The organism is Nocardia jiangsuensis (assembly GCF_042650385.1).
GTDB classification, from domain to species: domain Bacteria; phylum Actinomycetota; class Actinomycetes; order Mycobacteriales; family Mycobacteriaceae; genus Nocardia; species Nocardia jiangsuensis.
The window spans coordinates 174136-186948 of record NZ_JBHSAX010000017.1 but is presented as its reverse complement, the minus strand read 5'-3'; the positions used below and the strand labels follow the sequence as shown (position 1 = coordinate 186948).

10 protein-coding genes are annotated in these 12813 nt (G+C 72.2%); 3 read left to right on the top strand and 7 right to left on the bottom strand.

The genetic code is table 11. From position 1 onward, the window contains the following. Positions 1 to 18 precede the first annotated feature (18 nt). Together purM and purF are read right to left on the bottom strand one after the other, a co-directional pair. Positions 19 to 1098: a phosphoribosylformylglycinamidine cyclo-ligase gene (gene purM / locus ACFO0B_RS20330; protein WP_378614100.1), complete on the bottom strand. Its 1080-nt coding sequence runs from the start codon at positions 1096 to 1098 to the stop codon at positions 19 to 21. 122 nt (positions 1099 to 1220) lie between these two features. Continuing rightward, complete coding sequence (gene purF / locus ACFO0B_RS20325) at positions 1221 to 2867, bottom strand: amidophosphoribosyltransferase (protein WP_378614099.1); 1647 nt, start codon at positions 2865 to 2867, stop codon at positions 1221 to 1223. A gap of 142 nt (positions 2868 to 3009) precedes the next feature. Between purF and ACFO0B_RS20320 the strand changes: the two genes are divergently transcribed. Next, positions 3010 to 4419, top strand: a complete 1410-nt coding sequence (locus tag ACFO0B_RS20320) for a YhgE/Pip domain-containing protein (protein ID WP_449289798.1) — start codon at positions 3010 to 3012, stop codon at positions 4417 to 4419. On the opposite strand, the gene ACFO0B_RS20315 is transcribed toward ACFO0B_RS20320, so the two are convergent. Genes ACFO0B_RS20315 through ACFO0B_RS20305 form a run of 3 tightly spaced genes read right to left on the bottom strand, consistent with a single transcriptional unit; the run spans position 4406 to position 7268 of the window. Further along, complete coding sequence (locus tag ACFO0B_RS20315; protein WP_378614098.1) at positions 4406 to 4792, bottom strand: sterol carrier family protein; 387 nt, start codon at positions 4790 to 4792, stop codon at positions 4406 to 4408. The two genes, ACFO0B_RS20320 and ACFO0B_RS20315, sit on opposite strands and share 14 nt — an antisense overlap. Before the next feature lie 9 nt (positions 4793 to 4801). Continuing rightward, positions 4802 to 5488, bottom strand: a complete 687-nt coding sequence (locus ACFO0B_RS20310) for a CPBP family intramembrane glutamic endopeptidase (protein WP_378614097.1) — start codon at positions 5486 to 5488, stop codon at positions 4802 to 4804. 40 nt (positions 5489 to 5528) lie between these two features. Next, positions 5529 to 7268 (bottom strand): alpha/beta hydrolase, encoded by a 1740-nt coding sequence (locus tag ACFO0B_RS20305; RefSeq protein ID WP_378614096.1) that lies wholly within the window; start codon positions 7266 to 7268, stop codon positions 5529 to 5531. Between the two features lie 237 nt (positions 7269 to 7505). Between ACFO0B_RS20305 and ACFO0B_RS20300 the strand changes: the two genes are divergently transcribed. Further along, entirely contained in the window at positions 7506 to 7793 is a 288-nt protein-coding gene (locus ACFO0B_RS20300; protein WP_378614095.1) for a YiaA/YiaB family inner membrane protein, read from the top strand. Here the strand turns inward: ACFO0B_RS20300 and purL are convergent, their stop codons facing one another. Further along, on the bottom strand, positions 7794 to 10085 hold the full coding sequence (gene purL, locus ACFO0B_RS20295; RefSeq protein ID WP_378614094.1) for a phosphoribosylformylglycinamidine synthase subunit PurL: 2292 nt from the start codon (positions 10083 to 10085) through the stop codon (positions 7794 to 7796). It lies immediately after the preceding gene. 103 nt (positions 10086 to 10188) lie between these two features. Here purL and ACFO0B_RS20290 point away from each other — a divergent pair, with 103 nt between their 5' ends. Beyond that, positions 10189 to 11412 (top strand): glycosyltransferase 87 family protein, encoded by a 1224-nt coding sequence (locus ACFO0B_RS20290; RefSeq protein ID WP_378614093.1) that lies wholly within the window; start codon positions 10189 to 10191, stop codon positions 11410 to 11412. Here the strand turns inward: ACFO0B_RS20290 and ACFO0B_RS20285 are convergent. After that, positions 11322 to 12665, bottom strand: coding sequence for a M18 family aminopeptidase (locus tag ACFO0B_RS20285; protein WP_378614092.1), 1344 nt, complete (start codon positions 12663 to 12665; stop codon positions 11322 to 11324). The genes ACFO0B_RS20290 and ACFO0B_RS20285 overlap by 91 nt on opposite strands. Positions 12666 to 12813 lie beyond the last annotated feature (148 nt).

Here is a 12813-nt window from a genome sequence, read left to right as displayed (position 1 = left end):
GACCGATTCGGCCAGGATCTAGAAGCGCGGGTGCTCGCCGACCAGCACCGCCCGCGGCGCGTCGGCATCCTTGCTGTGGCTGACCGAACCCAGTGTCCAGCAATCGATGTGCCGCGCGGTGAGCACGGCCAGCGCGCGGTCGACGTCCTCGGGGGCGACCACCGCGACCATGCCGACGCCCATGTTGAACGTCTTCTCCATCTCGATCCGCTCGACCCGGCCGCGCTGCGCGATCATCTTGAAGACCGGCGCCGGGCTCCAGGTGCCGCGATCCAGCTCGGCGACCATGCCCTGCGGCAGCACACGGCCCAGGTTGGCGGCCAGCCCGCCGCCGGTGACGTGCGCGAAGGTGCGCACATCGGTCTCGGCGACCAGCGCGAGGCAGTCCTTGGCGTAGATCCGGGTCGGCTCCAGCAACTCCTCGCCGAGCGTCCGGCCGAACTCCTCGACGTGCCCGGTGAGGCTCATCCGGTCGATCTCGAGCAGCACCTTGCGAGCTAGGCTGTAGCCGTTGGAGTGCAGCCCGGAGGCGCCCATGGCGATCACCACGTCGCCGGAGCGCACCCGCTCCGGGCCGAGCACGGCGTCCGCCTCGACCACGCCGACGCCGGTCGCGGAGAGATCGTAGTCGTCCGGGTCCATCAACCCGGGGTGCTCGGCGGTCTCGCCGCCGAGCAGCGCACAGCCCGCCTTCACGCAGCCCTCGGCGATGCCGGAGACCAGCTCGGCGACCCGCTCCGGGACGACCTTGCCGACCGCGATGTAATCCTGCAGGAACAGCGGTTCGGCGCCGCAGACCACCAGGTCGTCGACGACCATGGCGACCAGATCCAGCCCGACCGTGTCGTGCTTGTCCAGCGCCTGCGCGACCGCCAGCTTGGTGCCGACGCCGTCGGTGGAGGCGGCGAGCAGCGGCTCCCGGTAACCGCCCTTCAGCGCGAACAACCCGGCGAAGCCACCGAGGCCGCCCTGCACCTCGGGGCGGCTCGCCTTCTTCGCCAATGGCCCGAACAATTCGACGGCGCGGTCACCGGCTTCGATGTCCACACCGGCCGCGGCGTAGGAAGCACCGTTACCACTGGGGGTCTGTTCAGTCATTTTCGGGAAGAGCTCCAAACCGAATCGGCGGATAGATGCCAGCTCACGCTACCGGAGCGGAATAACGGACACGCAGCGGTATCGCACCCCGGTTCGTCACCCCCGACCGCACGGCCGGTCGGTCAGGGCCTGCTCAGCGCGCTCGCGTTCGCGTTCTCCCGGAGCAGCGCGGCCTCCGGCCTTCCGCTCAGCATGCCCTCGAGCAGGTTCTTGCCGATGGCGGCCTCGTGCGGCAGCGGGATCGGGTAGTCGCCGTCGAAACAGGCGCTGCAGAGCCGGCTGCGCGGCTGCTCGGTGGCGGCGATCATGCCGTCCAGCGAGATGTAGCCGAGGGTGTCGGCGCCGATCGAGCGGCGCACCCCCTCGACCATGTCGCGGAAGACCTCGGAGCCCGGGTCGGTGGAGCCGTCGGCGCCGTCCGGCAGCCCCGCGCCGTTGGCGATGAGCTCGGCCCGAGAGGCGAAGTCGATGCCGTAGAAGCACGGCCACTTGACCGGCGGCGAGGCGATCCGCACGTGGATCTCCAGCGCGCCCGACTCGCGCAGCATGCGGATCAGCGCGCGCTGGGTGTTGCCGCGGACGATGGAGTCGTCCACCACGATCAGCCGCTTGCCCCTGATCACCTCGCGCAGCGGGTTCAGCTTGAGCCGGATGCCGAGCTGGCGGATGGTCTGGCTCGGCTGGATGAAGGTGCGGCCGACGTAGGCGTTCTTCATCAGCCCCTGGCCGTACGGCACCCCCGAGCCCTGCGCGTAGCCGACCGCGGCCGGGGTGCCCGACTCCGGCACCGGGATCACCAAGTCGGCCTCGACCGGGTGCTCCTTGGCCAGCCTGCGGCCGATGTCGACCCGGGTGGAGTGCACCGAGCGGCCGGCGATGGTGGAGTCCGGCCTGGCCAGGTAGACGTACTCGAAGACGCAGCCCTTCGGCTCCGGCGCGGCGAAGCGCATGGAGCGCACGCCGTCGGCGTCGATGGCGAGCAGCTCGCCCGGCTCGATCTCGCGGACGAAGGCAGCGCCGACGATGTCCAGCGCGGCGGTCTCGCTGGCGACCACCCAGCCGCGCTCCAGCCTGCCGAGCACCAGCGGGCGCACGCCGTGCGGGTCGCGGGCGGCGTAGAGCGTGTGCTCGTCCATGAAGGTCAGGCAGAAGGCGCCGCGCAGCGTCGGCAGCAGCTCCATGGCGGCCTGCTCGATGCTGGAGTCGGCGGCGGCGTGCGCGAGCAGCGCCGTCATCACGTCCGAGTCGGAGGTGGCGGCGATCGGAGCGGGCTTGCTGTCGCCTGCCGGGCGGCGGCCGAGCAGCCCCTGCTCCCTGGCGCGCTCGTTCAGCTCGGCGGTATTGACCAGGTTGCCGTTGTGCCCGAGCGCGAGCCCGGAGCCGACGGCGGTGGTGCGGAAGATCGGCTGCGCGTTCTCCCAGGTGGTGGAGCCGGTGGTGGAGTACCGGCAGTGCCCGATGGCGACGTGGCCCGGCATGGCCGCCAGCGTCTGCTCGTCGAAAACCTGGCTGACCAGGCCGAGATCCTTGAAGACCAGGATCTGCTGACCGTCCGAGACGGCGATTCCCGCCGCCTCCTGCCCGCGGTGCTGCAGGGCGTAGAGGCCGTAGTAGCTCAGCTTCGCGACATCTTCGCTCGGCGCCCAGACTCCGAAAACGCCGCACTCCTCGCGCGGCTCGTTCTCGTCCTGATCATGGGCGGCGGCCGGCGGCGCGACCGGGTTAGGGGTGGATAGATCGCTGTCGACCGGAAAGTCGGCGTTGGTCACCGTTCGCTCCCTGTTCGGGCGGGCTGGGGGCGACCGCCAGTCTACGGCCAGCCGCTCCGGGGTCCGGCGGCGGCGGGCGGCGCGGAGCGTTCCGGGTCACGATGACCGCGGAACCGCCGGTTCCACCTGATACCGTGCTGCGGTGACCACGCCCGACCAGCCAGGTGAGCCGGAAGACCCCGCCGGATCAGGCGATTCGGCCGATTCGGTCCAGGTTCCGGCGGCCGAGGGCAGCACGCCGCGGAGCCTGCTCGGCTGGGCCAGGATGACCGGCGCGCCTGTGGTGGTACTCACGTTGCTCACGGCCCTGCTCGGCGTGATGTACCTCGGTTACGTCGCCGACCCGGAGGAGAACCTGCACGACTTCCCGATCGCCCTGGTGAACCAGGACCTCGGCGACGTGCTCGACACCGGCGGCGGGCAGCAGCAGGTGAACTTCGGCAGGCAGGTGACCGACGGCATCGTCGCCGCGATCCCCACCGACAAGGTCGAGCTGCACGTCGTCGGGATCAGCGAGGCCGAACGGCTGCTGCAGACCGGGCAGGTCTACGGCGCCGTCGTCATCCCCAGCGACTTCAGCAAGTCGCTCGGCATCCTCGGCATCGGCAGCGTGGTGCCCGGCGACATCCAGCGGCCCATCGTGACCGTCGAGACCAACCCGCGCGCGGGCGCCTACAGCACCCAGGTGGTGCTCCGGATCGCCGACGAGATGCTGGCCAGGGTGAACGAGCAGGTCGGGCGGCAGCTGACCGACCAGGTGAACACGCAGCTGGCGGCGAGCCCGCCGGGGGCGCCCGCGACCGAGCTGAGCGGCGCCGCGCGGGTGGTGCTGCGCGAGCCGATCGACGTGCTGGTGCAGCAGTACCACCCGCTGCCGAACGGCACCGGCCAGGGGCTGACCGCCTTCTTCTACGCGCTGCTGCTGCTGCTCGCCGGTGTGGTCGGCGCGATGGTCATCCACACCATGGTCGATGCCCAGCTCGGCTTCGTGCCCACCGAGTACGGGCCCTGGTATGTGCACTATCCGCCGACCCCGATCACCCGGTTCCGGACCGTGCTGCTCAAGTGGGGCGTGATGGCGGTCGCCGCGGCCATCGTCTCCGGGGTCTTCCTGCTCACCTCGCACCTGCTCGACCTGCCGCTGAGCCACGGGCTCGCGCTCTTCCTCTACAGCTGGCTCGCCATCGCGGCGGTCGGCATCACCGGCATCTCCATGCTGGCGGCGATCGGCTCGGCCGGGCTGCTCGCCAACCTGATCCTCTTCGTCGTGCTCGGGCTGCCCTCCTCCGGCGGGACGGTGCCGATCGAGGCGACGCCGCCGTACTTCGCCTGGCTGGCCACCTTCGAGCCGATGCACCAGGTGTTCCTCGCCATCCGCTCGATCCTGTACTTCGACGCGAGCGGGCCGGCCGGGCTCACCCGGGGGGTCTGGATGACCATCCTCGGGCTCGCCATCGGGCTGGTCTTCGGCGCGGTGGTGACCCGGTTCTACGACCACAGGGGGCTGCACCGGAAGAACGTGCTGAACCGGGAATCCGCTACAGCCGGGTGACCGGCAGCCAGTGCGCCACCTCGGCCGCCCGGCTGCCGGAAGCGGTGACGGCGCCGTTCTCCGTGGCCGCCGTGAAGGTCAGCAGGCCGGTGGCGAGCAGGAGCCAGGTGCGCGGGTCGGTCTCGACCACGTTCGGCGGGGTGCCGCGGGTGTGCCGCGGGCCGTCGACGCACTGCACCGCGGCGTAGGGCGGCACCCGCACCTCGACCGAATGGCCGGGGGCTGCCTGGGCCAGCGTGCGGGCGGTGGCGCGGACGGCGGCGCCGAGCTGGGCGCGGGGCGGGGTCGGGATGCTCTCGTCGAGCAGCCACTCGCGCACCGCGGCGGTGGCGGCGCGGAGTTCGTTCGGGTCGACGGTGGAGCGTCCTGGCACGTCGCGAGGTTACCCGGCGCCGGTGCCGCGCGCGGAGAACGCCTGCGGGATGGAGCTCGGGCTGTCGCCGACGGTCCCGGCGCCGGTGCCGCGCGCGGAGAACGCGCGCGAGCGGGCCAGCCGGGGGGTCAGGGCGCCGCCCGCGTTCAGGGCGTAGTGCAGCAGGGCGGGGGCGGTCGCGCTGCCGCTCCGCCCGCGCAGCGCGCCGAAGACGAGTCCGGCCGCGGTGGTGGCGGCGACGGTCGGCAGGATCTCATCGCCCGCGGCGCGGGCCGGGCGGATGTGCCAGAGGCCGAAGGTGAGGGCGGTGAGCGGGGTGCCCGCGATGTCGTCGAGGGTGCCGCGGAAGATCAGCTCCTCGGTGTAGACGGTGCCGAGCGGGATGTGCACGCCGATCCACTCGGCGACGGAGACGCCGGGTGACCGGTCAGGCGCCGCGGCCAGTGCCCGCCGGGCGGGTGGAAGGGCCAGTGCCGCGCCGTAGCCCGCGAGCACGGCGCCGCCCGCGCCGAGCCCGAGGCGCCATCCGGCCCGCGCACCCCAGCGCGGCCGCCCCGCGAACACCCGCGCGTAACCCGTCGCGAAGGCGACATTCGCGGCCGTCCGCCCGCGGATACCGAGCGCGAGCCGCGGCAGCACCGCGTTGTGCCACAGCAACGGCGTCGCTGCCGCGAGCAGGGTCCGCGCCGCGCTCACCGCGGACCGCTCCCGCCCGCGGTGCTTCCGCGCGAACCCGTCACTTGGTGGCCCGCTCGAAATCCTCGGCCGCCTCCAGCTGGATCCGGACGTTCTCGGCCAGCTCCGCGCTCCACTCCGGCGGGGCGGCGACGGCGGCCCAGCCGTCGATCACCAGGTCACCGTAGCGGTGGCCGTGCCCGTCGCTGACCCCCTGCGCATTGGTGAGATCCGCGGCGACCTGCCAGAAGGTGACGAAGGGGTACCAGCGCATCTGCGACGAGACGTCCGAGCCGCGCGGCTCGGAGAGCCAGTCCGGCTGCGAGAAGATCAGGTCCGTCGACCACCAGACGATCGGGTCGGAGGCATGTTGCAGGTACGCGATCCGCGGCGTCCGCCACTCCGCATCCGGCCTGGCCAGGTCGGCCCGCTCGGCGGCGAACCGGACGACGAGCCCGTCCGCGTACACCGGCTGCACCTCCCGCGACCCGGGATCGCGCCGGGTGACGAACTGCTTCCACAGCCGGTTCGAGTTCGGCGGCCCGACCCAGAGCGCCCCGTCCACCTGCGCGCGCAGATCGGCCAGCCCGTCGAACGCCTCCTCCGACCCCTGCGACCCCAGGCTCTCGCCGTAGACCAGCAGCTTGGGCCGCGCCTGCGGCGGCAGCGCCGACCAGCGCTCGTACACCGCGTCGAACAGCTCGCGCCCCGCATCGGCCGCCTTGCTCCGGTCGGCCAGGAAGGAGAGCACGCTGGGCAGGTAGGAGTACTGGGTGGCGACGATGGCGCTGTCACCGCCGTACATGTACTCGATGGCACCGGCCGCCATCGAGTTCACCCAGCCGGTGCCGGTCGTCGTCATGAGTACGAGCACCCTGCGGTCGAAGGCGCCGGTGCGCTCCAGCTCGGCGACGGCCAGCTCGGCCTGGGTGCGGTCGCCGTCGCGCGACTCCAGCCCGACGTAGGCGCGGATCGGCTCCGCCGCCTGCCGCCCGGTGACGGCGGCGATCCGGCTCCGGCTCGGCCCGTGCGAGACGAACCAGCGCCCCTCGAAGCCGAGCGTGTCCCACTCGGCGAGCGAATCGGGGCTGCCCGAGCGCTCCGGCAGCACCGGCTGGAAGGCATGGGCCGAGGTGTCGTCGTTGCGCACCTTGAACGCCTGGTTCGCCACCGCGAAGAAGGCCCGGCTCGCGACGCCGTTGAACACGGTGACCACCGCGATCACCAGGACGAGCAGCCCGACCGCCGGAGCGAGCTCGCGCGGCACCCGGACCCAGCGGTTCAGCTCCCTGGCCAGCACGGTCACGAAGGCGCGCACCGTCCGGTAGACGGCGACCACTGCCACCCCGACGGCGACGCTGAGCAGCCCGGTGCGCAGATAGGCCGGGGTCGGCGTGCCCTCCATGCCCATCAGCGCGCTGATCTCGCGCTGCCACCGCGCCGACTGCACCAGCATGAAACCCGCGCCGAGCGCCGCCGTGACGAGCACCGCCGACTTCACCGCGTACCGCACCCAGGTCGGCGGCTCCGGCACCCGCCCGCGCACCCGCGGCCACACCCACAGCCGGAACAGCCACTCCAGCACGCACCCGACGCCGTACCCGAGCGCGGCGTTGATCCCGGAGACGAGCCCCTGGAACAGCCAGTCGCGCGGCACCAGCGACGGCGTCACCGAGAGCGCGAAGAACAGTGTCGCCACCACCAGCCCGGCGTAGTTGAGATCGATGATGATCTCGATGTGCCGCACCACGATCAGCAGCCGCCTGCGCAGCCTGGTGAGCGTCGGGGAGGGTGCGGGCACGACGCGCCTCAGCGGGCCGACGCGGCGGGGGGCTGGGCGGACGTCACCGGAACAGTATGGCTGGCAGTCCGGACATCCCCCGGCGGCGGCTCGCGGCAGCCCGGCACACCCGGCGCGGCACGGCGCTCCGGCGCCTGCCCGTGCACACCCCGGACCGGCGGGCCAGGCAACTACTCGGGGGCGCTCGAGTAATCACACGCAGGCGCCGCGCCCGCCCGCGTCGGAGACTCGATGTCCATGAGCACTCCCAACGCACAGTCGAAGACGACCGCGGCCTACGTGGCGCAGGCCTCGATCGCGTTCGGCGTCAGCTTGATCGGGGCGGGCGTCGGCATCCTCTACCTACCGCTGGACGTGTGGCAGCGCGGCTTTCTCGCGATGTCCGTGCTGTTCCTGGTGACCAGCTCCTTCACCCTCGCCAAGGTGGTCCGTGACCGGCAGGAATCGGATTCGCTGCGGGTCCGGGTGGACGAGGCGCGGCTGGAGAAGCTGATCGCCGAGCACGACCCGTTCAAGGCCGCCTGATCAGCCGATGGCGCCGAAGAGCTTGGGCAGGGTGCCCTCGAAGGCGGCCCGCAGCTCGGTGAGCGGCACCGTGAACTGACCCTGCACCTCCACCGAGTCGGAGCCCTGGTCGACCACGCCGATGCGCACCGCGGGCAGCCCGCGGGCCTCGCACATCTTGCTGAACCTGGTCTCCTCGGAGCGCGGCACGGCGACAAGCACCCGGCCGGCGGACTCGGAGAAGAGCGTGACGAACGGGTCGGCGCCCTCCGGCAGCAGCACCCGGCAGCCGGTCTCGCCCGCCAGCGCGGCCTCCACGACGGTCTGGATCAGCCCGCCCTCGGAGAGGTCGTGCGCGGCGCTGATCATGCCGTCCCGCGAGCCCGCGGTGAGCACCTCGGCCAGCAGCTGCTCGCGGGCGAAGTCGACCTGCGGGGGAACGCCGCCGAGGTGGTCGTGCGCCACCTGCGACCAGATCGAGCCGCCGAACTCGTCGCGGGTATCGCCGAGCAGGATCAGCGTCTCGCCCGGCTCGGTGCCGAGGCCGGTGGGGATGCGGCGGCGCACGTCGTCGATGACGCCGAGCACGCCGACCACCGGGGTCGGCAGGATGGCGTCCTGCCCGGTCTGGTTGTAGAAGCTGACATTGCCGCCGGTCACCGGAATGCCGAGCGCCACACAGCCGTCCGCGAGCCCGCGCACCGCCTGCTGGAACTGCCACATGACGCCGGGATCCTCGGGCGAACCGAAGTTCAGGCAGTTGGTGACGGCCTTGGGAGTGGCGCCGGTGACGGCAACATTGCGGAACGCCTCGGCCAGCGCCAGCTGCGCGCCGGTGTACGGGTCCAGCTTGGTGTAGCGGCCGGAGGCGTCGGTGGCGAGCGCGATGCCGCGGCCGCTGTTCTCGTCGATCCGGATGACGCCCGCGTCCGCGTGCTCGGCGAGCACGGTGTTGCCGCGCACGTAACGGTCGTACTGCTCGGTGATCCACCTGCGGCTGCACAGCTGCGGGCTGGCCAGCATGGCCAGCAGGGTGGCGCGCAGCTCGTCGGGGGTTCCCGGCCGGGCCAGCCGGTCGGTGCTGTCGGCGATCAGCGCGTCCTGGTAATCCGGGCGGCGCACCGGGCGCTCGTAGACCGGGCCGTCGTGCGCGACGGTGCGCGGCGGGACGTCGACCACGGTCTCCCCGTGCCACGTGACGATGAGCCGCTCGCCCTCGGTCACCTCACCGATCACCGTGGCCAGCACATCCCACTTGCGGCAGACGTCGAGGAAGGCGTCCACGTTCTCCGGGGTCACCACCGCGCACATGCGCTCCTGGGACTCGCTGGAGAGCACCTCGGCCGGGGTCATGTCGGCCGCGCGCAGCGGCACCCGGTCCAGCTCGACCCGCATGCCGCCGTCGCCTGCCGCTGCGAGTTCGGAGGTGGCGCAGGCCAGCCCGGCGCCGCCGAGATCCTGGATGCCGACCACCAGCTTCGCCGAGTACAGCTCCAGGCAGCACTCGATGAGCACCTTCTCGGTGAACGGATCGCCCACCTGGACGCTCGGCAGCTTCTTGCGACCCCCGCCGGACTCGTCGCCGGAGAAGGTGTCCGAGGCGAGCACCGAGACGCCGCCGATGCCGTCCAGCCCGGTGCGCGCACCGAACAGAATGATCTTGTTACCGGCGCCGGAGGCGAAGGCGAGGTGCAGGTCCTCCACCCGCATGACGCCAGCGCAGAGCGCATTCACCAGCGGATTGCCCTGGTACGAGGCGTCGAAGACGGTCTCGCCGCCGACATTCGGCAGCCCGAGCGAGTTGCCGTAGCCGCCGACCCCGCGGACGACGCCGTCCACCACGCGCCTGGTGTCGGCGGCGTCGGCGGCGCCGAAGCGCAGCTGGTCCATCACCGCGATCGGGCGCGCGCCCATGGCCATGATGTCGCGCACGATGCCGCCGACGCCGGTGGCCGCGCCCTGGTAGGGCTCCACGTAGGAGGGGTGGTTGTGGCTCTCCACCTTGAAGGTGACCGCCCAGCCGTCGCCGATGTCGACAACGCCCGCGTTCTCGCCGATGCCTGCCAGCATGGAGGCGCGCATCTCGTCGGTGGTGGTCTGGCCGAAGTAGCGCAGGTGCACCTTGGAGGACTTGTACGAGCAGTGCTCGCTCCACATCACCGAGTACATCGCCAGCTCGGCGTCGGTGGGGCGCCTGCCGAGGATCTCCCTGATGCGGGCGTACTCGTCGTCCTTGAGCCCGAGTTCGGTGTAGGGCTGCGCGGTGTCCGGGGTTGCTGCGGCTGCGCTGACGGTGTCGACCTGCGAAGTCACGGGAGTACCAGGGTCCTTTCGGGCCGGTTTTCGCGATGCGGGAAATCGCCTGCGAGTTTAGCCGTGGGCCGGCGGGGGGACGGCACCCGCTACCCTGTGCCGCGTGAACGAACGATCGGGGGTTGCCGATTCGGCACGGCGGCAGCGACGGTTGCTGCTCCTCGCGATCGGCCTGTTCGCGGTATCGGCGACCGTCTCGCTGCTGCTGCACTGGTGGGACCACTACATCGACCTGCAGGTCTACCGCAACGGCCCGCGGGTCTGGCTGGACGGCGGCGAGCTGTACGGCCCGATGCCGCCGATCGGCGACATCGCGCTGCCCTTCACCTATCCCCCGCTGGCCGCGCTGCTCTTCGCCCCGCTGGCGCTGGTTCCGCTCGGGGTCGCCGAGATCGTGGTGCTGGTCACCTCGATCGCCAGCCTCGCGATCACCCTGTGGCTGGTGCTGATCCGGCTGCGGCCGGAGCTGGACCGGGTCACCGTGCTGACCGCGGTGATCGCCGCGGTCGCGCTGGCCCAGATGCTGGAGCCGGTGCGCCAGACCTTCGGCTTCGGCCAGATCAACCTGGTGCTGATGGCCGCGGTCGCGCTGGACTGCCTGGCGCCGAAGACCTTCTGGCCGCGCGGCATGCTGATCGGCATCGCGGTCTCGGTGAAGCTCATCCCGGCCGGCTACCTGCTCTACTTCCTGCTCCGCCGGGACTGGAAGGCGGCGGGCACGCTCGTGGTCTCGGCGGCCGCCGCGGTCGGCGTCGGCTTCCTGTTCTTCCCGACGGACTCGGTGCAGTACTGGTCGGAGACGCTGGCCAACACGGATCGGATCGGCCCGCCCTACTTCGCGGGCAACCAGTCACTGAAGGGGCTCGCCTTCCGGCTCGGCGTCTCCGACGGCGCCGCCACCGCGCTCTGGCTCGGGCTCGGCGCGGTCGCGGTGGCGCTGGCCGCGCTCTGGATGCACCGGCTGCTCGCCGCGGATCGCCCGGTCTCCGCGCTGCTGGTGAACGCCGCCGCGCTGCTGCTGGTCTCGCCGGTCTCCTGGTCGCACCACTGGGTCTGGGCCGCCCCCGCACTGCTGCTGCTCGGCGTCGCCATCGCCGATGGCAACCGCTCCCGGCCGCTGCTCGTCGGCACCGGCGCGCTCGCGCTGCTCTTCCTGATCGGCCCGCAGTGGCTGCTTCCGCACGCCGAGGATCGCGAGCTGGAGTGGGCCTGGTGGCAGCAGATCATCGGCAGCAGCTACGTCTGGGTGACCTTCCTGGTGCTGGTCGCCGGGGTGGTCGCGGGTCGGGCGGCCGGGGTGAGGAAGGCCGCGAGCGCGGCCGCGTAGGCGGGCACGTCGGCCGCGCCCATGAACTCGCGCGCCGAGTGCATGGCGAGCTGCGGCGCGCCGACGTCGACGGTGCCGATGCCGGTGCGGGCCGCGGTGATCGGGCCGATGGTGGAGCCGCAGGGCAGGTCGGCGCGGTGCACGTAGCGCTGCAGTACCACCCCGGCCTCGGCACAGGCCAGCGCGAACGCGCCGGTGCCGACGGCGTCGGTGGCGTAGCGCAGGTTCTGGTTGACCTTGAGCACCGGGCCGCCGTTCACCGCGATCCGGTGCGCGGGCTCGTGCCGGTCCGGGTAGTTGGGGTGCGTGGCGTGCGCCATGTCGCCGGAGGCGACCAGCGAGCCGGCCAGCGCCGCCAGGTACTCCGCGCGGCCGCCGCCCGCGGCGAGCACGATCCGCTCCAGCACCGCGGGGAGCAGGTCCGACTGCGCTCCGCGCTCGGACTGGCTGCCGACCTCCTCGTGGTCGAAGAGCGCGAGCACCGGCAGCGCCGCGCCCGGCTCGGCCAGCGCGGCCAGGAAGGCGGCCAGCCCGGCGTAGCAGGTGGCCTGGTTGTCCAGCCGGGGCGCGCTCACCAGGTCGCGGTCGCGGCCGACCAGGGTGCTCGGCGCGAGGTCGTGGGTCATCAGCTCCCAGCCGAGCACGTCGCCTGCGACCACCCCGGCCTGCTCGGCCACGTACCGGAGGAACGAGGCGGGCTCGGTGCCGACGCCCCAGACCCCGTTGACGTGCCGCTGCGGGTCGAGCGTGACCCCGCGCCGCTCCTCGGAGAGGTGGATGGCGAGCTGCGGCACCCGCAGGATGGGCTCGTCGATCCGCACCAGCTGCTCGCGCACCCCGCCACCGTCGGGATCCCGCAGCGTGAGCCTGCCGGAGATACCGAGGTCGCGGTCGAGCCAGGAGTTCAGCCACGCCCCGCCGTACGGCTCGAGCCCGACCAGCTGCCAGCCTGCCGAGAGCAGGTCGGGGTGCTGCTTGACGCGCAGGTTGGGGCTGTCGGTATGCGCGCCGACCACCCGGAACCCGACGCCGGGCGCGATCGCCTCGGTGCTCCAGGCCACCAGCGAGCCGCCCCGGATCACGTAGTACCGGCCCGGCTCGCCCGCCTGCCACGGCTCGGCCTCGCGCAGCGCGCGGAAGCCGCATCCCTCAAGTTCCCGGCGCACGGTGTGGCAGACGTGGAACGGGGAGGGCGAGGCGTCGATGAAGGCGCACAGGCCGGTGGCGGTGGCGGTGGTGCTGACGACGGGCATGCCCGCGATCCTAGGCAGCGCGCGGCCGCCACTCCGGCCCAGGTGCGGGACCGTCAAGTCCTATTGACGATGTGGAATCACATCCGCACCATTCGCACACACCCGCCACAATTACCGGCGGAAATGCCGCGCGAATTTCATCGGATGA

What these genes read in the sequence shown, in the direction of transcription:
- ACFO0B_RS20285 (WP_378614092.1), bottom strand. Translation starts at nt 12,665, where the DNA reads ATGCCCGTCGTCAGCACCACCGCCACCGCCACCGGCCTGTGCGCCTTC.
- purM (WP_378614100.1), bottom strand. Translation starts at nt 1,098, where the DNA reads ATGACTGAACAGACCCCCAGTGGTAACGGTGCTTCCTACGCCGCGGCC.
- ACFO0B_RS20300 (WP_378614095.1), top strand. Translation starts at nt 7,506, where the DNA reads ATGAGCACTCCCAACGCACAGTCGAAGACGACCGCGGCCTACGTGGCG.